Source organism: Kitasatospora sp. NEAU-CNBT7 (assembly GCF_057220535.1).
This window is the reverse complement of sequence record NZ_JBXQQB010000002.1, coordinates 270,493-292,575: the sequence shown is the minus strand read 5'-3', so window position 1 is coordinate 292,575 and position 22,083 is coordinate 270,493. Positions and strand designations below refer to the sequence as shown.

Here is a 22,083-nt window from a genome sequence, read left to right as displayed (position 1 = left end):
GATGCGACCCTCGACCGACGGCTGGCGTGTTGCGTTTTTCCTCCTTCCTCCCCCCCCCCCCCCCCCCCCCCACGCCCCCGGCCCGGGCCGGCCGCGGGGGACATTCCGCCGGGATCGGAGGAGCATCGAAGGCGACGACGCAGGAACGGCGCGCCCCTCGCCGCAGCGGCGGCGGGCGGCGCGGCCGGACCGATCCGAGGAGGAAGGCCATGATCGTCGACTGTGCGCACTACCTCGACGGTCGTCGCCAGCACGAGGGGCCGATACCGCTCGAACAGGCGGCCGCCCGCTGCGCCCAGGGCGGCTTCGTCTGGCTGGGGCTGTTCGAACCGGGCCCCGAGGAACTGGCCGAGGTGCGCGCGAGCTTCGGCCTGCACGAGCTCGCCGTCGAGGACGCCCAGGCCTTCCACCTCCGTCCCAAGGCCGAGCAGTACGAGGACGGGACCGAGCTGATCATCCTGCGCACCGCGCGCTACGACGACGGGTCGGAGGAGGTGGACACCGGCGAGATCAGCATCTTCCTCGCGGAGCACTTCGTGATCGCCGTCCGCCAGGGCATCGCCAGCGAGCTGGCCGGCGCCCGCAGCCGGCTCGAACAGCGCCCCGAACTGCTGCGCACCGGCAGCACCTCCACCCTCTGGGCGATCCTGGACCAGGTCGTCGACAGCTACGCACCCGTCGTCGCCGAACTGGAGCGGGACATCGAGCAGATCGAGGCGACCGTGTTCTCCGGTACCGTCGCCCCGACCGAACGGATCTACTTCCTGCGCCGCGAGGCCACCGACTTCTACCGCGCCGTCCACCCCCTGCTCGCCGTGCTGACCCGCCGCCTCCAGCCCGGCAAGTCACCGCCCGCGCTGCTGCCGTACTTCCGCGACGTGCACGACCACCTGCTGCTGGTCAACGAGGAGGTGGCGGCGCAGCGCGACCTGCTGGCCACCGTCCTGGAGGCCAACATCGCGGTGATCTCGGTCGAGCAGAACCGGATCAACCTCCGCCAGACCGCCACGATGGAGCGGCTGACGATCCTCGCGAGCGTCTTCCTCCCGCTGTCCTTCGTGGTCGGGTTCTTCGGGCAGAACTTCGCCTGGCTGGTCAGGAACATCAACAGCTTCACCGCCTTCCTCGCCCTCGGCATCGGCGGACTGCTGTTCCCCTGCCTGCTGCTGTTCCTGTGGCTGCGCCGCCGGCGCAGCCATGCCGCCCCGCCCGCGCCGGAGGTCACGGCCGTCCCCGCCGGTCCGCCGCCCGCGTCCGCCCGCGGCGGCAGGGCGGGACGGCCCGCCGGATGACCGCGGGACGACCGCGGCCCGGCCCCGGCCCGGGCCCCGCATCCCGGGCCCTCCGGTGCTGACCGTGTGTCAGACTCCCCGGTGTGGACACCTTCGACGAGATGCCGTCCCGTGAACCGTCGCCGGGCCGCCGGCGGCCCGCGCCGCCGCCCTGGTCGCGGCCGGACGGCGTCATGCCGGTGGGCCTGCCGCTGGGCCGGTTCCTGGTGCGCACCCCGTGGCTGGTGGTCTTCGCCGACGGGCTGCGGGTCTTCCCGACCGGGTTCGAGTTCGCGCTGCACGTCCGCCGGGAGCTGCGGCCGGCCGACATCGCGCGCGGCGAGGCGCTCGACTGGCAGCCGCCGTTCGTGCAGGAGCACGACAGCGAGGACCAGTTGCGTTTCGGGGTGCTCTTCCCGGACGGCCGCCGGGCCGTCGCGCAGCAGGGCTGGTCGGTGGAGTGGCGTACGCCCGAGGGGCCGCGGCCGCCGGTGATCGCCCCGCAGGACGGGTCCGGGTCGTGGGACCACTGGGACCAGAGTTTCTGGGTCTGGGGTCTCCCGGAGCAGGGCCCGGTGACGGTGTTCTACTCGTGGGCCGACGAGGGGGTGCCGGAGTCCCGGTTCGAGCTGGACGGGGACGCCCTGCGTGCGGCGGCTGCCGGGACCGTGGTGTTCTGGCCGGAGCCGGGCGCCGAGCGGGCGGAGGACTGACCGGCGCCCGCCCGGCCGTGCCGGGTCACCGGTCGTCGGGCCGGGCGGGCGCGGGGCTCCGCGCCGGTGCCGGGCGCCCTCAGCCGGCCGGCGGCAGGTCGGCGAGGGCTTCGCCGAGGGCGAGTTCGAGCGGGCCCCGGGTCTGCAGGCCGCGCCGGAACAGGGCGGCGGTGCGCCGCTGGGCGGCCTCGGCCCGGACGAGCTGCTGGAACAGGGCGGCGTCCGCCCGGACGTCGGCGGGGGCGGGCAGCGCGATGGCGTTGACCGTGGCCTTGGCCGCGGTCAGGCCGTCGCGGGGGAAGGCGGCGAGGCGGGCGGCCAGTCCGGCCACGAAGGCGTCGAGGTCGGCGTCGGGCAGGGCGCGGTTGATCCAGCCGTAGCGTTCGGCCAGGTCGGCGTCGAAGTCGGCGGAGCCGAGCAGGACTTCCAGCGCCCGGCCGCGGCCGAGCAGCCGGGTGAGGTGCTGGATCGCACCGGCGCCGGGGGGCGCGCCGATGCCGACCTCGGGCTGGCCCAGGACGGCGTTCTCCCGGGCGGCGAACCGCATGTCGCAGGCGAGCAGGAACTCGCTGCCCGCGCCCCGGCAGCGGCCGCGGAGCTTGGCGATGGTGACGACGGGCAGCAGGCTCAGCCGGCGGAACAGCATGCCGAGCGAGGCGTCCCCGGGGCCGCCGCCCTTCGCGGCCTCGGCGGTGTACTCGGCGACCTTCGCCAGGTCGACGTGAGGGAAGAAGAAGTCGGCGTCCGCGCTGTCGAAGACCACGACGGCCGGTGCGTCCGGGCGCGCGAGGTCGTCGAGCAGGGTGACCAGGTCGCGGACGACCTCGGGCCCGATCAGGTTCATCGGGGGCGCGTCGAACGTCGCGGACAGGACACCGCCCTCCAGCGTGGTGCCGATGGTCCCGTACGGGCCGGTCATGGGTTCCTCCGTGCTCGGGTGGTGCGGGTCAGCTGCCGAGCCCGGGGGAGGGGATCGGGTTGCCGGGTGCGAAGCGGGCGGCGATCCGGGAGGCGATGGTCTCGGCCGCGTTGCCGTCGGGTGTGTCGGGGCCCTTGGTGGTGGAGACGGCGATGGCCAGGTGCTCGCACGGCAGGTAGGCCTGGATCGCCGCGTACCCGGAGAAGGACGGGTTCTGGATGATCCAGCCGTTCTCCACCAGGACGGTGAATCCGTAGTGCAGCGCCTCGGTGTTGTGGAGGCAGACCGTCGGGGGGCAGATGTCGGTCGGCCCGCCGAGGCCGACCGTGCCCGGGTCGAGCTGGGTCCGGAAGCCTTCCGGCGAGAGCAGTTCGCCGGTGCCGACGGCCTCGGCGGAGCGGGCCAGGTCGCAGATGTCGGAGGTGAGCACGGCGCCGCGGGCGGTGGTCCAGGACGGGTTCCAGAAGGTGGACTCCTCGTACAGGCCGCGCTCCGAGGTGAAGGCGTGCAGTACCGGCTCGGGGATCCGCGGGGTGAAGTCGTTCTGCGTCCGGCGCAGCCCGAGCGGTCCCATCACCCGCTGCTCCAGCAGTTGGTCCAGCGGCGTGCCGGTGATCTTCTCCAGGGCCTCGCCGAGCAGCACGAAGTTGCCGTGCGAGTAGCTCCAGTTGGTGCCCGGCTCGTACCAGAGCGGGTGGCTGAAGGGGTACGCGAGGACGTCGGCGTCGGTCCAGTGGCGGAACGGGTGCGCCGCCAGCTCGGCGAGGAAGGCCGGGTCGGTGACGTAGTCGTGCAGGCCCGAGGTGCTGGAGCCGAGCATCCGCAGGGTGATCCGGTCGGCGTGCGGGACGTCCGGCAGCCAGCGTGCGATCGGCTCGTCGAGGCCCACCACGTGCTCGTCGACCAGTTGCAGCAGCACCGTGCCCATGTACGCGATGCCCACCGACCCGACCCGCAGGTGCATGTCCGGTTCGGCCGGCACGCCGGTCATGGACTCGCCGAGCGCGGTGGTGAGGACCTCGTGGCCGTCGGCGGTGACCTTGAGGATCACGGAGTTGAGGCCGTACTCCTCCTTGGTCTGCCGGGCGATGTCCAGCACCGTCGCGGCCGGACCGCCGTGCGGCTCCGGGGAGCGGACGCAGCCGTGCGGGCGGGCGGCGTCCGCCGGGGCGAGGGCGCCCGCGGGGCCCGGGAGGCAGGTGACGATCATGGTGGCGGCGACGAGCGCCAGGGCCGCTCGGGTACGTGTCATGCCGCACTATGTGCGGACGGATCCGGCCGAACCGGGCAGGACACTCGGCACGGTCCTCCATCCGGCGCACTGCCGCGGCCGTCCGCGCCATGCACCGCCGAGACGGTCCGCAAACATCCGACCGCGCAAGATCACCGCATCGGGCTAACCGGGAGCGGCTTCCCGGCCCAACCGGCCGTACCGGCGGCAAGCTTGATCCCGGCGACGAACGGAGGCGCGGACTGCCCGGGCTCCGTCATGTCCGCCCCCGGTCACAGCTGATATGGACGTGTGCCGGTGACCGTTCTGATGAACTCTTACTCGAAGGGGAGCCCGCCCGATGACGGTGGACACCAGCCAGGCGCTCGCGGAGCCGACCGGACAGAGCAGTCTGAGCACTGCGGCTGCCCGCAACCTTGCCTCGACCAAGAAGTCCGCTCCGCAGATGCAGGAGATCACCTCCCGCTGGCTGCTGAAGATGCTCCCCTGGGTGGAGACCCAGGGCGGTACCTACCGGGTCAACCGACGACTCACCTACACCGTCGGGGACGGCCGGATCGACTTCGTCCAGGACGGTGCCCGGGTCCGGCTGATCCCCCGTGAGCTCGGTGAACTCGCCGTGCTGCGCGGTTTCGACGACCTGGCCGTGCTCACCGCGCTCGCCGACCGCTGCGTGCAGCGCGACTTCCGGGCGGGTGAGGTGCTGGCCGAGCGCGGCGCTCCCGCCGAGCAGATCCACCTGATCGCCCACGGCCGGATCCGGCAGACCTCGGTCGGCCAGTACGGCGACCCGGTGGCCGTCGCGGTCCTCGCCGACGGCGACCACTTCGGCGAGCACGCCCTGCTGGACGCCGGGGCGAGCTGGGAGGCCACCGCCACCGCCGAGACCGCCGGCACCCTGCTCACCCTGGCCCGCGCCGACTTCGACGCCGTGCTGGCCGCGGCGCCGGAACTGCGGGCCCACGTCGAGCACTTCAGCGCGATCCCGCAGCAGCGGCAGAACAAGCACGGCGAGGCCGAGATCGCCATGTCGGCGGGCCACACCGGCGAGGCGCAGCTCCCCGGCGCCTTCGTCGACTACGACCTCAACCCGCGGGAGTACGAGCTCTCCATCGCGCAGACCGTGCTGCGGGTCCACACCAGGGTCGCCGACCTCTACAACGAGCCGATGAACCAGACCGAGGAGCAGCTCAGGCTCACCATCGAGGCGCTGCGCGAGCGCCAGGAGCACGAGCTGATCAACAACCGCGAGTTCGGCCTGCTGCACAACGCGGCGTTCAAGCAGCGGATCCAGACCTACTCGGGTGCGCCGACCCCCGACGACCTGGACGAGCTGCTCTGCCGTCGGCGCGGTTCCCGGTTCTTCCTGGCGCACCCCCGGGCCATCGCGGCCATCGGCCGGGAGTTCAACGCCCGCGGCCTCTACCCGGACCACGTCGACCTCGGCGGCCAGCAGGTCCCGGCCTGGCGCGGCGTGCCGATCCTGCCCTGCAACAAGATCCCGATCAGCGAGGAGAACACCACCTCGATCCTGGTGATGCGCACCGGGGAGGACCGGCAGGGCGTCATCGGTCTGCACCAGACCGGCCTGGCGGAGGAGTACGAGCCGGGCCTGTCGGTGCGGTTCATGGGCATCGACGAGAAGGCAATCATCTCCTACCTCGTCACCACGTACTTCTCGGCGGCGGTCCTGGTGCCCGACGCGCTCGGCGTGCTGGAGAACGTGCAGATCGGCCAGCGGCGCGGCTGACACGGCTGACGCGACCGGCACGGCACGGTCCCGGGCGGGCGCCGCCCGTCCCCGGCCCGGCCCCGGTGTGCCCGGGCCCCGGGCCGTCCCACCACCTCATCAAGGAGCCACGGATGCCCGTTCCCTCACCTCCCCCCGAGCGGCCGGACCCGCCGTCCGCGGTGCCCGCGCCCGGGGGCGGCACCCTGCCGGGGCCGCCGTCGCTCGCCCGCCCGGCCGTGGCGAGCGTGCCCCCGCCCGCCGCGGAGCCGGTCACCGTACCGGCCGCGGAGCCCGTAGCGGTGTTGGAGGCGGTACCGGCGGCTTCCGCCGTGGTCCGGGCGGCGGGCCCGGTGCTGGATCGGGTGCTGGATCGGGTGCTGCGCGGGCCGAGCGGCCTGGGCACGGCGGGGCTGTACCTGACCCGGCCGGCCGGGGATCCGTCCGGACCGGCGGGTACCGCGGCCGTGGCACCGGCGGCGGGCGTCCCGGTGCCGGGGCTGTACCACCACCCGGTGGCGGAGCCCGATCCGGTCCGGGTGGAGGAGGTCAGCCGCCGGATCAAGGCCTGGGCCGTGGAGGAGGTCGAGCTGTTCCCCCCGGACTGGGAGGACCAGTTCGACGGGTTCTCGCTGGGCCGTTACATGGTCGCCTGCCATCCTGACGCGCCGACCGTGGACCACCTGATGGTCGCCACCCGGCTGATGGCGGCGGAGAACGCCCTGGACGACGTCTACTGCGAGGACCACGGGGGCTCGCCGGTCGGGCTGGGCAGCCGCCTGCTGCTGGCCCACACCGCGCTCGACCCGCTGCACACCACGGCGGAGTACCACCCGGACTGGGCGGCGTCGCTGCACGAGGACGCGCCGCGGCGCGCCTACCGCTCGGCGATGGAGTACTTCGTCCGGCAGGCCGGGCACTCGCAGGCCGACCGGTACCGGCACGACATGGCCCGGCTGCACCTGGGGTACCTCGCGGAGGCGGCCTGGGCCGAGAGCGGCCACGTCCCGGAGGTGTGGGAGTACCTGGCGATGCGCCAGTTCAACAACTTCCGCCCGTGCCCCACCATCACCGACACCGTCGGTGGCTACGAACTCCCGGCGGACCTGCACGCACTGCCCGCGATGCAGCGGGTCATCGCGCTCGCCGGGAACGCGACCACCATCGTCAACGACCTCTACTCGTACACCAAGGAGCTGGCCACCCCCGGCCTGCACCTGAACCTGCCGGTGGTGATCGCCCGACGGGAGGAGCTCCCCGTCCGCGACGCCTACCTGAAGGCCGTCGAGGTGCACAACGAGCTGATGCACGCCTTCGAGGCCGCGGCCGCGGAACTGGCGGCCGAGCTCCCGGTGCCGACCGTGCTGCGCTTCCTGCGCGGCGTGGCCGCCTGGGTCGACGGCAACCACTACTGGCACTGCACCAATACCTACCGCTACAGCATGCCCGATTTCTGGTAAAGAACGGATTCCTCTGTGACCACTACCGATCTCTCCACCGCGACCGCCTCTGCGTTCATCCCCGCCCCGGCGACGCCCTACCAGGGTGACATCGCCCGCTACTGGGACCACGAGGCCCGGCCGGTGAACCTGCGCCTGGGTGATGTCGACGGTCTCTACCACCACCACTACGGCATCGGTGACGTCGACCACGCCGCGCTCGGCGACGCCGAGGACAGCACTTACGAGAAGAAGCTGATCGCCGAGCTGCACCGGCTGGAGTCGGCGCAGGCCGAGGTCCTGCTGGACCACCTCGGGGCGGTCGGTCCCGGGAGCACCCTGGTGGACGCCGGCTGCGGCCGCGGCGGCTCGATGGTGATGGCCCACCAGCGCTTCGGGTCCAAGGTCGAGGGTGTCACCCTGTCGGCCAAGCAGGCCGAGTTCGCGAACCGCCGCGCCCAGGAGCTGGGCATCGCGGACTCCGTCCGCGCCCGCGTCTGCAACATGCTCGCCATGCCCTTCGAGACCGGGCAGGCCGCGGCGTCGTGGAACAACGAGTCGAGCATGTACGTCGACCTGGGGGACCTGTTCGCCGAGCACTCCCGGATCCTCGGGGTCGGCGGCCGGTACGTGACCATCACCGGCTGCTGGAACCCGCGGTACGGCCAGCCCTCGAAGTGGGTCTCGCAGATCAACGCGCACTTCGAGTGCAACATCCACTCCCGCCGGGAGTACCTGCGGGCCATGGCCGACAACCGCCTGGTGCCGCAGGCCGTCATCGACCTGACCCCCGCGACGCTGCCGTACTGGGAGCTGCGGGCCACCTCCTCGCTGGTGACCGGCATCGAGGAGGCGTTCATCAACTCGTACAAGGACGGCTCGTTCCAGTACGTGCTGATCGCGGCCGACCGGGTCTGAGCACCACCGCCGGGGCTGCCGTGCCGTGCGCGGCCCGTGGCAGGCCGCGTACGGCACGGCACGGACGCGGGGCCGTCGCGTCCGTGCCCCGGGCGCAGCGGGTGTCGGACCCGTTGCGCCCGGCCCCGGCGGTGGAAGTCCGCGGCCCCCACCCGTCTGCGGGTGGGGGCCGCGGCCGTGCGGGCGCCGGTCGGCGGCGTGGCTCCGGCCGCCGTTCAGAGGTAGCCGTCGTCCGTCCAGTCGGCCGTCCGCATCCGGGCCCACCAGGAGAGGAACGCGGCGAGCCGCCCGGCGGGCCGGCCGTCCGCCGTCTCCCGCAGGGGCAACAGCGGCCACAGCAGCGGCGGTTCGGCGGGGGTGCCGGGTGCGGGCGTTCCCGGCGCGGGGCCGCCGGCGGGGCCGGGTTCCATGGCGCGGTCCTCCTCGGCCGGCTGGTTCCGGGGTCACCTCCGGTCAGCTCCGCCCGAGCGCGGCGGGGGTCTCCCCGCTGACCCCGTAGTCCTCGCCGATCTGCGCGCAGACCTTCTTCATCGCCCGGTAGTGGAGCGTCTTCACGGCGCCCGCGGACCGTCCCATCAGCCGGGCCGTCTCACTGACCGACAGGTCCGCGATCAGGCGCAGCCGGACGCACTCGCGCTGAGGCGGCGTCAGGCCCTCGAGGACCACGTCGAGTGCGTCCCGGAAGATCCGCACCAGCGCCTCGTCCTCCGCGCTGGGCGACAGCCGGCGGCGGCGCGCATCGGCGTCGATGCGGTGGCGGGACATCACCACGGACCTGGCGTGGTCGATCGCAAGGTTGCGGGCGATCGTCAGCACCCACGCCTCGAAGGCGTGGCCCTGCCAGCTGAAGGTCCCGATCCGGCAGAGGATCCGCAGGAAGGTCTCGCTGGTCAGGTCCTCGACGGCGAGGGGGTCGCGGATCCGGCGGGCGAGGTAGCGGCTGACCAGCGGCGAATAGAGGTGGTAGAGCCGGGCGAACGCCTCCGCCTCGCCGGACTTGGCCCGGTCGACCAGGTCCTCCACCTGGCTGCGGCCGCCGGGGGTCGCCGACGGGCCGGCCGGCGGCCGGTGCCGGGCGCCGGGCGCCGGGGCGCCGCGGGTGCGGGCGGTCACGGTGTCTTCGGGAACCGTGCCTTCGGGAACCGTGTCTTCGGGCTGCGCGGTCGAGGCGGTGCGTGGCGACGGGAGGGCTACGGGCGGGGCGTTCACTGGTCTCCTTCGGCGGTCGGGCGGCGGGTACTCGGGCGGTGGGCACTCGGGCGGGCTTCGGCCGGGCGGTCGTCGGCCGGGCGGGGGCCGGAGGGCGGTCGTACGCTGCTCTCCGGCCCCCGCCCGGCGGGGCCGGGACCCGGGGCGGAGCAGGGGTCAGGAGCGGTGCCGTCCGGCGTCCCGGCGGCGGCGGAGCGCGGTGAGCGAGGCCGCTCCGGCGAGCAGGAAGGCGATCCCGAGGCTGATCAGGGCCGGGCTCGCGCCTCCGCCGGTGGAGGCCAGTGACACCGTGTCGGTGGGCCGGGCACTGGGCTGTTCGGTGGTGGCCGCGCTGCTCGGGGACGCCGACGTGGCGGGCCCGGACGCGGACGGCGTCGGTGTGGGCGTCGCGGTGGGCGACGAGGTCGGCCGGGGCGATGCGCTCGGGGAGCCGTCGGTGCTGGACGAGGGTCCGGGGGCGGGGTGTCCGACGCAGAGGGACTGCGGCCCGCCGGTGACGAGATGACGGGTGGCCGCGTCGCGTCCGCCGTCCGACCCCGCGGGGGTCCAGTACGCGACGGGGGTGAAGTCCAGCGTGCCGTCCGCCAGGTCGGCGGGCAGTGCCAGTTCAAGGTCGACCGTGCGCGAGCCGCCTGCGGGGACGAGGACCGGGCCGTCGCCGCCCGGCCGGTACCGCAGCGTCATCCGGTCGGCGGGGGTTCCCTGCCGGTCCGGGGTGTCCTGCCGGTCCGGGGTGTTGCGGACGTCGGGGTAGAAGAGCAGGTCGGTGTCGGTGGGGTTCTGCAGTTCCGCCGAGAAGCGGGCGCTGCCCCCGGCCGCGGCGTCCGGCGGGACGTCCGTGACCGTCAGACGGGGTGCCGCGGTGGCCGCTGCGGGGTCGTGCCGGGCGGCGGAGCGGGCGGCGCCGCCCGGATCGAGGGCTGCCGCCGGGGCGCCGCTGCCCAGTGCGGTGGCGGTGGCGAGTGTGAGGGCGGCCGTAACCGCGCTGATCCGGCGCATGGGTGTGGTCCTCGCTGAGTGGGCACGGCAGGGCGCACCTGCGTGCGGGAGATGGTGGGGCGGGCTTCTCGCGCGTGGTGTTCGGCGCGGCCCGCGGCGGCGGTGGTGTCGGCGGCGGTGGTCACGCCGGCGGGTGTCCGCGGGGGTCGCCCGCTGCCAGATCAGCGGGCGGACGGCACCGGTCCGGTGGGCGCCGCGGGGTCGGGGCGCCGGGGCTCTCGGTCCCGGTGGCGCCCGGACGGGAGCTCGGGGCGGCTCAGTTGGCGCCGGGCCAGCCGTCGAGCGTCCGGTTGAGGGTGACCTTGGGCCTGACCGGCGCCGCGGAAGCCTTCAGGCCCGGGGACGCGGGCTGCGCCGCGGCCGCCTCGTCGAGGATGGTGATGACCTGCTGGACCAGGCCGTCCACGGTCGCCTTGAGCGTCTGCGGCGACTGGTTGCGGGCGGCGCGCAGCGCCGTCTCGACGTCCCGCAGGCGGCGCAGGGCGTCCGGCCCGAGCGTGATCGGCTCGGGGGTGTCCAGGACGAACTGGTAGGCGCCGGCCAGGGTCTGACAGCCGGTGCAGTGGTTGTTGCTCGCCTTGCTGACGTTGGTGGTGTGGAGTCGGCTGTGGTCGCCGCCCATGGTGATGATCTGGAACGAGAGCGCGGTGGAGCTGCAGTGCAGGTTCCCGTCGCAGAACCGGGACGAGGCGAGCGCGCGGTTGTCCGCCCCCGCGCCGACCAGGTCGCCGTACTGGCGGACCTCGAAGGCGACCTGGAAGTCGTGGGGGCGGATCGGGCTGGCGGTGCTGACCGCGCTCGCGGTGTCGACCCGCACCGCCGAACCGGTCCGGGCGGTTCCGGGCGCCGCGGAGGCGGCCACCGGGGTGCCCGCGACCAGGACGGCGGCGGCCGTGGTGAGCAGGCCGGTCCGCAGCAGCGGTGCGAGACGGCGGGCGGGGGCGCGGTGGCGCTGTTGGGACATGGGAGTTCCTCCTGAGGGCCGGTGTCAGCCGTTGGACGGGCTCGGTACGGGGGTTCCGGGTGTGCCGGAAGGACTGGGGGGCGAGGCGGAGGGGTCCGCGCTCGGCGAGGCCGGGGCCGACACCGTCGGCTGCGGCGACGTGGGCTGCGGTGAGGTCGGGCGTGGTGCGGTGGGGCTCGGCGAGGACGTGGAGGTGGGCGGGGCGGACGTCGCGCGGGACGCGGACGCGGAGGGCCCCGGGGGCTGCGGTGCGCCGGGGTCGGCGGGCGGGTCCGGCAGCGGCGGTACGGCGGCCGCGGACGGCTTCGGGGGCTGCGGCCGCCCGGAGTGCGAGGGTTTCACCGTGGGCAGCCCGGCCTCGTACGGCTGGGCGGGCGGCCGGGTCACGGGGACGTTCGGCTGCAGCGCCGGCACGACGGGGGGCCGCGGCGGGAGCGGTGCGGGCGTCATGCCGTACACCCAGGCGACGGCGAGGGCGGACGCCGCGCCGAGCCCCGCCAGCGTCACCAGCCGGGCCCTCCTCCCGCCGGAACGGGCGTTGCGCCGTAGCGCCTTGGCGCCGCGGGCGCTGAGCCGCAGCACCAGGTAGAGCAGTCCGAGGGAGGGCAGCAGCAGCATGACGCAGCCGATCGCCCCGAGCAGGAAGCCGGCCGCGGCGCCGTCGGCGAGCGCCCGGTAGGTGCCTTGGAGCTGGTCGGTGAGGGACCGGAGGCTGGTCGAGAGGAGCCGGGGGAGGTTCCAGAGCGCGTAGGCGATCTCGCCGACGAGCAGCGGGACCATGGTGACCACCCAGCCCGTCACGATGATCCGCGACGAGCGTTTCATTCCGGCGATCTCCGGCGGCACCGGACGCCCGGGGACCATGCTCCGCAGAATCGGGCCGACCTTGCCGAAGAGGTCGGGCACGCCCGCCAGGTCGGCGAGGATGTAGTAACCGTCGAGGCGCAGCGCCGGCAGCAGCTGTTCGAGGATCTCGTAATGCGTCAGGTACACGGCCGTCAGGAAGAATTCCTGTCCGGTGCCGAAATAGGCGGCGAAAAGAATCGTCATGAAGACGACGTTGAAGTAGACGCCGCCGAGGTCGGTCCGCAGTCGTCCGCCGCGTTTGAGCCGGTAGACGTCGGTGACGTCGGTGTACATGGCCGGCCACACCAGGTAGATTCCGCAGCCGATACAGCCGGGACTTCCTCCGCTGTAGCGGCAGCCCGCGGCGTGGCCGAATTCGTGGAAGACCGTCGACAGCACGGTGAGGGCGAATACCAGGAGCAGGAGGACGGGCTGCTCGAGGGTGTGCAGCACGGGCTCCATCGCGCCGTGGAGGGCGAACAGCCAGTAGTCCGCGGCGGCGGCGGACAGCAGGACGAGTGCGACGGCGGGTGGCCGGTGGAGCCAGGAGAACGCCGCTGCCACGGCGGCCACCGTGGGCCGGCGCAGCAGGACCCGGTGGAACTTGAGGGTGAGGAGCAGGTCGGTCGCCGGGAGGTCCGCCGGTGTCGCCCGGCCGGGCCCGGCGGCGGTGATGCCCAGCGGGTCGAGCTTCTCCTCGACGAGGTAGGCGATGTTCCCGGTGCTGACCTCGTTGCCGAACCGGCCGCTCACGTGGTGGGCGATCGCCTCGTGGGTGCGTGACCCGTCGATCGCGCACACCACCAGGTAGAGCAGCCGGCTGAGCTGGATCACCTGGCCGTCGGGCCGTCGGACCAGGTAGCGGGGTTCGGTGAACCCGGAGTCCTGGTACTCGCCGAGGAGTTCGGTGCCGGCCGGGAGCCGGGGTGGCGCCGCTGCGGCGGGCGTCGGCCCTGCGGCGGCGGGCGGTGCGGCTGCTGCGGCGGGCGGGGGCCGGCGGTGCCGGGCCGGGGCGGGACTGCGGGTGGGTGAGGGGCTGCGGGTGGGGGGCGGTCGGCCGCCGGGGCCGCTTCCGTGGTCGGTCACGTTACCTTCCTGGCTGACCGTCGTTGACCTGGAAGAAGGCGTTCCCGGCGACGATTCTGGCGTCGCCGGGAACGCTCATCCATCCGGGAGGGTCAGGTCACGGCCGGGTTCGCCGTCCGGTCGGCCGCCGGTCTCGGCGTCCTGCCGGGACGGTTCCGCCGCCGCCCGTTCCTCCCGCGGATGTCACCGGGTGGTACTGACGGCCCGGTGTCACTGGCTGATGTTGATGACCTGCTTCGCCTCGGAGTTCGCCAGCGAGTCGCGGGAGTGGTCGTTGACCGCGAGCGAGTTGTTCTCGGCGTGCACCGTCGCGGTGTGCTTGGTGACGGTGGTGGTCTTGTGCAGGTTGAAGCTGAAGCGGCTCAGCGCCTCGCGCTTCGGGAGCAGCTCGGCGGTCTCGGACTGGAGCTGCGACAGGTTGATCATTTCTATTCTCTTCCTTCGTGGCATTCGGGATGAGGCCGATTCGCTGGCGCGTTGCCGGCCCCGCCAGGCGGCTGCCTGACGGGGCGAGACATTACGACCATGCCGCGACGGAATGCAAGGAACCGACTACGCTGCGTAGCCAATTCTCGTGATCAGGCCCCCGCTATGCGCCGGAATTCGGCATCGGAACGCAGCGGAATTGAGTCGACAGGCCTTTCGAACGCGCGCTTCTTCGTATCCGAGGCTTTTCCCCGCGGCGAACTTCGGGAACATCACCCGGTCGGAGCAGGGTTCGACCGGGCATTCGACCGGACGGCCCGCGCATTCGGGCCGTTTCGAATACCTCTCCCCCGCCGGGGTGATAGCGTGCTCACCCTCTCGCGGCGCCGCGGGCGCCACCGGTTATCCCCGGACCGCTCGTCGGCCGACCGTGGACCCGCCCGTGGGCGGGGTACGGCGGCCCGGCCGGCCGCGTCCGGGGTGTCCCGTGCGCTGAACAACGACCGGTCGGCGCCGAGGACACTGGCGGCGCCCGGGAATCCGACGGCGCCTCGCGGCAGCAGCACGCTCCGCGGCGTTACACGTCGCGGCGCGAGACCGCCACGTAGGCGGCCGCGAGGAGTGCGGCCGTCAGGCCCGCCAGGAAGCCGAGCTGCTGCCAGCCGTTCACGTCCGGGTCGAGCCCGTTGCCGAACAGCGAGGCCGAGATGCTCACCGGGGAGTAGGTGATCAGGAACCGGCCCACGGTGTCCCCGGCGAAGAGCCCGAGGATGGTCGGCAGCAGGACGAAGCCGAGCATCGCGCTGATGGCGCCGGCGCTGTGCCGCAGCAGAGCACCGACGGCCAGCGCCATCAGTCCGATGACGGCCAGGTAGAGACCGCCGCCGAGGACGGTGCGCAGGATGGCTTCGGCGGGCTGGGCGCCGGCCCGGCCGCCGAGCACGGCGAGCGCGACGAGGGCGAAGGCGCCGATCGCCGCGGTGCCGAGGGCCAGCGCGAGCGCGGCGAAGACCAAGGCCTTGGCGGTGAGGATCCGGGCCCGCTGCGGGCAGGCGGTCAGCGTGCTGCGGATCATTCCGGTGCCGTACTCGGAGCTGATGGTGAGGACGCCCAGCGTGATGACCGGGATCTGGCCGACCATGAACCCGCCGAGGCCGAGCCCGAGGATGTCGTCGCCGGGACGGGTGTTGTCCTGCGAGAAGGTGACGGCCAGTGCCCCGACGCCGGCGACCAGGGCGAACATCACGCCCAGGGACCAGACGGTGGACCGCAGGCTGCGGATCTTCGTCCACTCGGAGGCCAGGGCGTGGCCGAGGCGGGCGGGCCGGACCGGTACGGGCGAGGTGAACCGCCGGGCCGCGGGGTCGGGTCGGGTGGTGCTGGACACGGATCAGACCTCGCTCGGGTGACGGTGGGGGTGGTGACGGTCGGGGTGGTGACGGTCGGGGTGGGGGTCGGCGGCCGGGCCGGAGCGGTACTCCACCGCGTGCTGGGTCAGTCGCATGTAGGCCTCCTCCAACGAGGCGTGGTGCGGGGAGAGTTCGTACAGCCGGACGCCGTGCAGGTGCGCCAGGTCGCTGATCCGGGGCAGGTCGAGGCCGGTGACCTTGAGCGCGCCGTCCCGCTCCGGCTCGGTACCCGCACCCGCGTCGGCCAGCGCCCGGGCGAGCAGGTCCCGCCCGGCGCCGTCGGGGGTGCGGACCCGGGCGTAGCCGGCCGAGTGGTGGGTGATGAAGTCGCCGACGGGCATGTCCGCGAGGAGCCGGCCCTGGCCGATCACGATCAGGTGGTCGGCGGTGATCGCCATCTCGCTCATCAGGTGCGAGGAGACGAACACCGTCCGGCCGTCGGCCGCCAGTGCGCGCATCAGGGTGCGGACCCAGTGGATGCCCTCCGGGTCGAGGCCGTTGACGGGTTCGTCGAAGAGCAGCACCTCGGGATCGCCGAGCAGCGCGGCGGCGATCCCGAGCCGCTGGCCCATGCCCAGCGAGAAGCCCTTGGTGCGGCGCCGGGCCACCTCGGCCAGGCCGACGATGTCCAGCACCTCCGACACCCGCCGCCGCGGCACGCCCGCCAACTGCGCGATGCAGAGCAGGTGGTGGTACGCGTCGCGGCCGCCGTGCACCGCTCGGGCGTCGAGCAGGGCGCCGACCGTGCGGGCGGCGTTCGGCAGTTCGCGGTACGGCTGTCCGTCGATGGTGACGGTTCCGGAGGTCGGCGTGTCCAGGCCCAGGATCATCCGCATGGTGGTCGACTTGCCGGACCCGTTCGGCCCGAGGAAGCCGGTGACGACTCCGGGCCGCACCTGGAAGGACAGTTGGTCGACGGCGGTGGTGGAGCCGTACCGTTTGGTGAGGCCGCGCGCCTCGATCATGGAGGACGTCCCTGCTGTGGTCGATATGGCCCGCCGGTGCCCGGGTCCGGGGTGGTACGGGCTCCCGCGGGGGCCCGTACCGGTGCGTACGGGTCCGTCCGCGAAGACGATCATGGCCTCGCGGCGGTTGCACCGTGCGGCCCGGCAGCGGCGGACCGGGGCCCGGCGGCCCGCACCCGACCGCGTCAACCCCGGTCCGTGCCGTCATCCTCCGGAGTAGGAAGCCGGGGCGGTGCCGTTCGGGGAGCGGCGCGGCCACCGGCCCCGGACCGGCACATCGTGGTCGTACGATCCCCTCCCCCGGCGGCTGCGCCCGGCATCGGCCCCGCCGCCGGGCCGGCGCACCGGGCGTGCGACGGGGGCGCCCGCCGACTCCTTCCGGCGCGCGCGTACGGGTGAACGCCGGGACCCGCGGCCGGTCACCACTGCCTATGATCCACTTCTTGTGACGGAGAGTCAGATCGATCAAGTGGCAGTCGACACCACCGAGGTGGTGATCCTGGGGGCCGGACCGGCCGGGCTCGTGCTCGGGAACCTGCTGCAGGCCGCCGGGGTCGGGTGCGTGGTGCTGGAACGGGCCGGCCGGGAGCAGCTGCGGGCCCGGCAGCGAGCCGGGTTCCTCGCCGCGAACACGGTGCGGATCCTCGACCGGCACGGTCTCGCCGACGGCCTGCACCGGCGCGGGCGCACCCACGCCACCTGCGAGTTCCGCACCGAGGACGGCCGGTTCCGGCTGGACTACGGCGAGCTGGGCCGCCGGGAGCCGCACACCGTCCATCCGCAGCACCTGCTGGTGGACGATCTGTTGACGGTCTACCGGGCCCGGGGCGGCCAGGTGCGTTTCGGCACCGAGGCAGTGGCCGTGCAGGGCATGGACGGCGCCCGGCCCACCGTCACCGTGCGCGACGCCGACGGGCGCCCCGGCCGCTGGCAGGGCCGGTACGTCGCCGGCTGCGACGGCCGGCACGGCGCCGCCCGGCGCTCGCTGCCCCCGGGCGCGGTCCGCAACCACCACCTGGACCACGGTGTCTCCTGGCTCGGGCTGCTCGCCGAGGCACCGCCGAGTCTGGACGCCGTCGGCTACGCGGTGCACGGGCGGGGCTTCGCCGGACACATGGCGCGGACCCCCGATCTCACCCGCTACTACCTGCAGTGCGAGCACGGCAGTTCGCCCGGCGACCGCACCGACGAGCAGATCTGGGACGAGCTGGCGCTGCGGATGCGCGCCGCGGAGTACGGTCCGCTGCGCCGGGGCCGCTTCGTCGAGCGCTCGGTGGTCCGCCTGGAGTCCGACGTCCTCGAGCCCCTGCGGCACGGCGCGCTCTTCCTGGCCGGCGACGCCGCGAGCCTGATCAGCCCGTCCGCGGCCAAGGGCGCCAACCTCGCCGTCCTGGAGGCCGAACTCCTCGGCCTGGCCCTGGTCGACGACCTGCGGCACGGCTCCCCGGAGGGCCTGGACCGGTACTCGGCGCGGTGCCTGGACCACATCTGGCGCGCGCAGGAGTTCTCGCGCTGGATGGTCCGGCTGCTGCACGCGGCCCCGGCCGCGGACGGCGGGCCGCCGTTCCAGGAGCAGCTGCGCCGTTCCCGTCTCGCCTCGCTGCGCACGTCGCGCAGCTGCCAGGACTGGTTCGCCGAGCAGTACGTCGGCGTCTGACCCCCGTTCCGTCCGCACACCGAACCCGAACCCCCCTTGGACCCGAACCCCTTTGGAGGAGACCGCGATGACCGCGCCGAGCCAGACGGCCGCCAGCACGCTCCCGGACGCCGCCCGCTTACGCGGGACGGTCGAGTTCGTCCGGGAGCAGGACGCCGCCACCCTGTTGCCGCTGCTGCTGCCCGGACTGGACGCCCTGGAGCTGCGGGCCCTGGCGGACCGCTGCCGCTTCTCGCACGCCGCGCTGCTGGTCTTCCCGTCGGGGCCGGAGGAGCTGCGGGACCTGCTGGCCGGCTGCGGGCTGGCCGGGGACGTGCCACCGCGGCCGAGCGTGGTGGTCCGCGACCGGCTGGCCGCGCGGCACCGGCGCGACGCCGCCGGGCTCGAGGTGCAGATCCTGCGCCCGCCCGTGACCGGGCGGGACGGGGAGCGGCGGACGGTGGAGCTGTTCACGCTGGTCGTGCCGCCGGGCTCGGAGCTAGCCGCGCTCGCCGGCCACGAACGCGCCCGGGAGCACGAGGCGCACCTGGCCTTCGAGGTCGACCGGCCGGACCCGCTGGTCCTGCGCGGCATGTGTGCGCTGTTCGCCCGGCACGGTGCGGTGGCCGACGGCGGCGGGTACAACCCGCACGAGGACGGCACGGTGTTCTACTTCACTGCGCCCGCCGGGGCGAAGGCCGGGTACCGGCGGATGGAGCTGTACGCGCCCGGTGACCACCGGGACGTCCTCGCCGCCCACCTGGCGGAGCACCGCACCCGCCGGTCTGCCGAAACGCTCCTGCGCCTGATGACCGGGGCGTGGACCACGCAGGCGCTGGCCGTCTTCGCCGAGTTGCGGGTGCCGGACGCGATGGACCCGGAGGCGGTCACCGACACCGGGACGCTGGCGCGCTCCGTCGGCGCGGACCCGGAGAGCCTGACGACGCTGCTGCGCTACCTCGCGATGCTGGGCGTGGTGGCGGGCGAGCGGGACGGCTTCCGGCTCACCGGGCTCGGCGCGCTGCTGCGGGCCGACGCCCCGGAGTCCATGCGGCCGCTGGCGCTGATGTACGGCGGCCCGTTCTACCGGTCGTTCGGCGCGCTCGGGCACACCGTGCGGACCGGGGAGGCCGCGTTCGACCACCTCTTCGGCGAGAACCACTTCGACCACTTCGCCCGCGACCCCGAACTCGCCGACCTGTTCGACCGGGCGATGGCGGCCGGCGCCCGGATGTTCGAACCGCTCGCCGCCCACCCGGTTATCACGGCCGCGGCCGACCGGCCCGGGCCCGCCACCGTCGTCGACGTCGCGGGCGGCAACGGGGCCCTGCTCGGCCGGATCCTCACCGCGCACCCGCGGCTGCACGGTGTCCTGCTCGAACGTCCGCACGTCGTCGAGGCCGCCCGCCGGTCCCTCGACGCCGCCGGGTTCGGCGGGCGGTGCAACTACCGGGCGGGCGACTTCGCGGCCGTACCGCCCGGCGGCGACGTGTACATCCTGTCCCGGATCCTGCACGACTGGGACGACGAGCGGTGCCGCGAGATCCTGCGGCACTGCGCCCGGGCCATGCCCGCCGGCGCCGACCTGCTGATCGTCGAACGGGTCCTGCCCGCCGACGACTCGGTCTCGCTGGCGACCGCCTGGGACCTCCACATGCGGTGCAACGTCGGTGGCCGCGAACGGCGCGCCGACCACTACGGCCGCCTCCTCGCCGACGCCGGGCTCGCCCTGGTGGGCTGCGCGCCGCTGCCGCTGGAGGGCAGCGTGCTGCACGCGCGCAAGGCCGGACCGGTGCCCGCACCGGCCCGGCCCGGGCGGTAGGCCCCCGTCGGGTGGATCCGGCCGGACCGGCGTGCGGCTCCCCCGGCGTGCGGCCGGGAGGTACCCCCGGGCGCCCGTCCGGGCGTGCGCCCGAGTCGGCCTCGTCCTGGACGTACTCGGGCGATCCGGGCGCGCGTCCAGGCGGGATGATCCGTCGTCGGGGGCCCGGCAGGATCCGCCGGACGGGCCCGGGCGGGCGCCGCCGCCCCCGGTCCCGGACCGGCCCTAGCGGCCGGGCCGGGGCGCGGCGGCCGCGGAGCCGGCGGTGACCAGTCCCGATTCATAGGCGGCGATGACCGCCTGGGCCCGGTCGCGGACCGCCAGCTTGTCGAAGATGCCGGTGATGTGGTTCTTGACGGTGGAGGCGCTGATGTCCAGCGCGCGGGCGATCCCGGCGTTGTCCAGGCCGGTGGCCATCAGCCGCCACACCTCGATCTCGCGGGGCGTGAGCCCGTCCACGCCGGTCAGGACGGGCGGCGCGCCGCGGGGTGCCCGGACGTAGGTGGAGATCAGCCGGGTCAGCAGGCGCGGTGCGACGACCGCCTCCCCGGCGTGGACGGTGCGGATCGCCGCGCCGAGCTCCTCCGGGGAGCTGTCCTTGGGCAGGAAGCCGTACGCCCCGGCGCGCAGCGCGCCGACCACGTACTCGTCGAGGTCGAAGGTACTCAGCGCCAGCACCCGGCAGCCCGGTACGGCCTCGGCGAGCTGTTCGGTCGCGCCGACGCCGTCCAGCACGGGCATCCGGATGTCCATCACCACCACGTCGGGCCGCAGCCGACGGGCCAGCGCGACGGCCTGCGCGCCGTCCCCGGCCTCGCCCACCACCTCGAAGGCCGGGTCGGGCGACAGGATGAGTGACAGGCCGCGCCGGACCAGCGGCTGGTCGTCGGCGATCAGCACCCTGATCCCCGGTGGTGTCGTCCCGGTCGCGCTCACCGGCGGGCCCCTTCGTACTCGACGTCGGTCTCGATAGCGGTCTCGACACCGGACCCGACGGCCGCCACGCCCGGCACGCCCGCCACGCCCGTCTCGCCCGCCTCGGCCGCCTCCGCCGCCTCGGCCGTCTCCTCGGCGCCGAGCGGCAGTTCGGCCGTCACGGCGAAGCCTCCGCCGGGCCGCGGACCGGCCCGGAGTGTGCCGCCGTGCAGGGCGACCCGCTCGCGCATCCCGATCAGGCCGTACCCGCCGGGGCCGGTCGCCGCCGCGTCCTGCGCGGGTGCGCCGCCACCGTCGTCCTGCACCTCGACGGTGACGCGGTCGGCGCGGTAGGTCAGCCGGACGCGGGTGGGGGCGCCGCCGGCGTACTTGCGGGCGTTGGTGAGGGCTTCCTGGACGATCCGGAACACCGTGAGGCCGAGGGTCGGCGGCAGCGGGCGCGGCGGCCCGTCGACGGTGAACCCGGTCGGCAGTCCGGCCTGCCGGGATTCGGCCACCAGCCGGTCGAGGTCCTCGGCGCCGGGCTGGGGCCGCGCGGGTTCGGTCTCCGGTTCGTCGCCCGCCCGCAGCACGTCGAGGAGCTGGCGCATCTCACGCAGCGCGAGCCGCCCGGAGGACTCCAGGGTGACCAGGGCCTCGCGGACCACCTCCGGCCGGGCGAGGTTGGCCCGGGCACCGCCGGCCATCAGCTGCATGGTGGTGATGTGATGGGCCACGATGTCGTGCAACTCCCGTGCGATGCGGCGTCGTTCGTCGGCGACGGCGCGGTCGGCGAGGAGCCTGCGGTTGGCGGCGACCTCGCGCTGCCAGCGGTTCACCCCCAGCGCGGCGGCCACCACGAGCGCCGTGGACAGCGGCGTGGACACGGCGAGCTGCCAGGGCGGCGTCCGCCCGGCGCACTGGCTCGCCAGCGTCACCGCCGCCGTCGCGGCGGCCGCGACCGCCGTCACCCTGCCGGGGCGGGACCGGGCGACCGAGTACAGCGCGACGATGAGGACGGCGCCGAAGTGGGTGGGCAGCGCGACGGCCCGGGTGGCCGCCGCGTCGAGTGCCACCACGCCGGCGAGGGCCGCCACCGGGTGGCTCCGCCGGGCCAGCAGCGGCACGGCCGCGAGCGCGACCAGGAGGAAGCCGGTCACGCTCGCCGGCTGCCGGCCGTCCGGGTCGGTGAGGAGCACGTACCCGAGCAGGTCGAGCGCGCAGGCCCCGGCGGTCACCAGCGAGTCGCCGCGCGACCACTGCCGTACGGCGCCGCCACCGGGCACGACGTGCGGGCTGCCGGACGGGTCCGCTCCCCCGATGCCCGCGACGCCGGTGTCCGGCCCTCCGGTGTCCGGCCTTCCGATGTCCGGCCCTCCGGCCGCGGTCCGTCTGCCGGCCATGGTCCTGCCCCCCTCATCGCGTCGGCTCGTCGTGTCGAGTTGTCTTGTCGACTTGTCGTGTCGGCGGGCCCGTCCGGGTCCCGCCCCGGGACAGGGTTGCACATCGGCCGAGGTCGCAGCGGTGGTGGCCGCGGTCGGCAGCCGTTCGGCGGGGGTCCGGCAGGTGCCGGACCAGGAGCAGGG

At 74.3% G+C, this 22,083-nt stretch carries 19 protein-coding genes; 7 read left to right on the top strand and 12 right to left on the bottom strand.

What is annotated here, in order from left to right; genetic code table 11:
* Positions 1–209: 209 nt before the first annotated feature.
* Both AC2TEW_RS04145 and AC2TEW_RS04140 read left to right on the top strand, forming a co-directional pair.
* Entirely contained in the window at positions 210–1,292 is a 1,083-nt protein-coding gene (locus AC2TEW_RS04145) for a magnesium and cobalt transport protein CorA (RefSeq protein WP_484621896.1), read from the top strand.
* Positions 1,293–1,375: 83 nt separating this feature from the next.
* Complete coding sequence (locus tag AC2TEW_RS04140; RefSeq protein WP_484621895.1) at positions 1,376–1,984, top strand: hypothetical protein; 609 nt, start codon at positions 1,376–1,378, stop codon at positions 1,982–1,984.
* A 79-nt stretch (positions 1,985–2,063) separates the two neighbouring features.
* Here the strand turns inward: AC2TEW_RS04140 and AC2TEW_RS04135 are convergent, their stop codons facing one another.
* Both AC2TEW_RS04135 and AC2TEW_RS04130 read right to left on the bottom strand, forming a co-directional pair.
* Positions 2,064–2,903, bottom strand: a complete 840-nt coding sequence (locus AC2TEW_RS04135) for an enoyl-CoA hydratase/isomerase family protein (RefSeq protein ID WP_484621894.1) — start codon at positions 2,901–2,903, stop codon at positions 2,064–2,066.
* Positions 2,904–2,931: 28 nt separating this feature from the next.
* Positions 2,932–4,155, bottom strand: coding sequence for a serine hydrolase domain-containing protein (locus AC2TEW_RS04130; protein ID WP_484621893.1), 1,224 nt, complete (start codon positions 4,153–4,155; stop codon positions 2,932–2,934).
* A gap of 319 nt (positions 4,156–4,474) precedes the next feature.
* On the opposite strand from AC2TEW_RS04130, the gene AC2TEW_RS04125 reads away from it, so the two are divergent.
* From AC2TEW_RS04125 to AC2TEW_RS04115, 3 genes are all read left to right on the top strand, one after another.
* Positions 4,475–5,884: a family 2B encapsulin nanocompartment shell protein gene (locus AC2TEW_RS04125; protein ID WP_484621892.1), complete on the top strand. Its 1,410-nt coding sequence runs from the start codon at positions 4,475–4,477 to the stop codon at positions 5,882–5,884.
* A gap of 113 nt (positions 5,885–5,997) precedes the next feature.
* Complete coding sequence (locus AC2TEW_RS04120; protein ID WP_484621891.1) at positions 5,998–7,323, top strand: family 2 encapsulin nanocompartment cargo protein terpene cyclase; 1,326 nt, start codon at positions 5,998–6,000, stop codon at positions 7,321–7,323.
* A gap of 15 nt (positions 7,324–7,338) precedes the next feature.
* Positions 7,339–8,220 (top strand): geranyl diphosphate 2-C-methyltransferase, encoded by an 882-nt coding sequence (locus AC2TEW_RS04115; protein WP_484621890.1) that lies wholly within the window; start codon positions 7,339–7,341, stop codon positions 8,218–8,220.
* A gap of 215 nt (positions 8,221–8,435) precedes the next feature.
* On the opposite strand, the gene AC2TEW_RS04110 is transcribed toward AC2TEW_RS04115, so the two are convergent.
* The 8 genes from AC2TEW_RS04110 to AC2TEW_RS04075 all read right to left on the bottom strand — a co-directional run bounded on the left by AC2TEW_RS04110 (position 8,436) and on the right by AC2TEW_RS04075 (position 16,124).
* Complete coding sequence (locus AC2TEW_RS04110; protein WP_484621889.1) at positions 8,436–8,630, bottom strand: hypothetical protein; 195 nt, start codon at positions 8,628–8,630, stop codon at positions 8,436–8,438.
* Between the two features lie 43 nt (positions 8,631–8,673).
* The gene (locus AC2TEW_RS04105) at positions 8,674–9,333 is read right to left on the bottom strand and encodes a sigma-70 family RNA polymerase sigma factor (protein ID WP_484621888.1); all 660 of its coding nucleotides are present in this window, start codon (positions 9,331–9,333) and stop codon (positions 8,674–8,676) included.
* Positions 9,334–9,585: 252 nt separating this feature from the next.
* A complete protein-coding gene (locus AC2TEW_RS04100; RefSeq protein WP_484621887.1) occupies positions 9,586–10,428 on the bottom strand; it encodes an LPXTG cell wall anchor domain-containing protein in 843 nt (280 codons plus the stop codon).
* A gap of 256 nt (positions 10,429–10,684) precedes the next feature.
* Positions 10,685–11,392: a hypothetical protein gene (locus tag AC2TEW_RS04095; protein ID WP_484621886.1), complete on the bottom strand. Its 708-nt coding sequence runs from the start codon at positions 11,390–11,392 to the stop codon at positions 10,685–10,687.
* A gap of 24 nt (positions 11,393–11,416) precedes the next feature.
* Positions 11,417–13,324, bottom strand: a complete 1,908-nt coding sequence (locus tag AC2TEW_RS04090; RefSeq protein ID WP_484621885.1) for a zinc metalloprotease — start codon at positions 13,322–13,324, stop codon at positions 11,417–11,419.
* Between the two features lie 210 nt (positions 13,325–13,534).
* Positions 13,535–13,750, bottom strand: a complete 216-nt coding sequence (locus AC2TEW_RS04085; RefSeq protein WP_033821493.1) for a hypothetical protein — start codon at positions 13,748–13,750, stop codon at positions 13,535–13,537.
* A gap of 577 nt (positions 13,751–14,327) precedes the next feature.
* Positions 14,328–15,137, bottom strand: coding sequence for an ABC transporter permease (locus tag AC2TEW_RS04080; protein WP_484621884.1), 810 nt, complete (start codon positions 15,135–15,137; stop codon positions 14,328–14,330).
* Between the two features lie 3 nt (positions 15,138–15,140).
* The gene (locus tag AC2TEW_RS04075; RefSeq protein ID WP_484621883.1) at positions 15,141–16,124 is read right to left on the bottom strand and encodes an ABC transporter ATP-binding protein; all 984 of its coding nucleotides are present in this window, start codon (positions 16,122–16,124) and stop codon (positions 15,141–15,143) included.
* Positions 16,125–16,614: 490 nt separating this feature from the next.
* Here AC2TEW_RS04075 and AC2TEW_RS04070 point away from each other — a divergent pair, with 490 nt between their 5' ends.
* A complete protein-coding gene (locus AC2TEW_RS04070; RefSeq protein WP_484622053.1) occupies positions 16,615–17,781 on the top strand; it encodes a 4-hydroxybenzoate 3-monooxygenase in 1,167 nt (388 codons plus the stop codon).
* Positions 17,782–17,848: 67 nt separating this feature from the next.
* On the top strand, positions 17,849–19,582 hold the full coding sequence (locus AC2TEW_RS04065; protein ID WP_484621882.1) for a methyltransferase: 1,734 nt from the start codon (positions 17,849–17,851) through the stop codon (positions 19,580–19,582).
* Between the two features lie 225 nt (positions 19,583–19,807).
* Here the strand turns inward: AC2TEW_RS04065 and AC2TEW_RS04060 are convergent, their stop codons facing one another.
* On the bottom strand, positions 19,808–20,518 hold the full coding sequence (locus tag AC2TEW_RS04060; RefSeq protein ID WP_484621881.1) for a response regulator: 711 nt from the start codon (positions 20,516–20,518) through the stop codon (positions 19,808–19,810).
* Positions 20,515–21,900, bottom strand: coding sequence for a sensor histidine kinase (locus tag AC2TEW_RS04055; protein WP_484621880.1), 1,386 nt, complete (start codon positions 21,898–21,900; stop codon positions 20,515–20,517). Before AC2TEW_RS04055 ends, AC2TEW_RS04060 begins: the two co-directional genes overlap by 4 nt.
* Positions 21,901–22,083: the final 183 nt, after the last annotated feature.